This window comes from Alcanivorax sp. 1008, from assembly GCF_020667895.1.
In the GTDB taxonomy this organism is placed as follows: domain Bacteria; phylum Pseudomonadota; class Gammaproteobacteria; order Pseudomonadales; family Alcanivoracaceae; genus PGZG01.
This window is the reverse complement of record NZ_JAFMPS010000105.1, coordinates 1-357: the sequence shown is the minus strand read 5'-3', so window position 1 is coordinate 357 and position 357 is coordinate 1. Positions and strand designations below refer to the sequence as shown.

Genomic DNA, 357 nt, shown 5'->3' with positions numbered 1-357 from the left:
TACAGATTCGTCTACATTTCAAAATATTAGTTTTGACTCATCTGCTTTTGATTCTGATGGTGGTGTTTCAGACCAAATAACAGTTAGTACTTATTGGTTGTATAAATTTTATGGCCCTACGGATGATTATGATTCGTGGAGTTCAATAAATGAAACATCTACTATTTTACCTGGAGAAGGATTTACAATGTAAGGATCATCAGGTGCCACTGATATTATTAATGATTTTCAAAATTATGTATTCAAGGGACTTCCTAATAATGGAGACATTACAATCGCTTTAGATAAAGCTATAACAGCACAAAATCCGTCTGGTAATGTAGATAGGTTAATTGGTAACCCATATCCTTCCGCATT

The 357-nt window shown here is 33.3% G+C and carries 1 protein-coding gene; it reads left to right on the top strand.

The genetic code is table 11. From position 1 onward, the window contains the following. Positions 1-193, top strand: a 193-nt coding sequence (locus J1C54_RS16480; RefSeq protein WP_229150066.1) for a hypothetical protein, incomplete at its 5' end; no start/stop codon positions are given. Between the last annotated feature and the right edge of the window lie 164 nt (positions 194-357).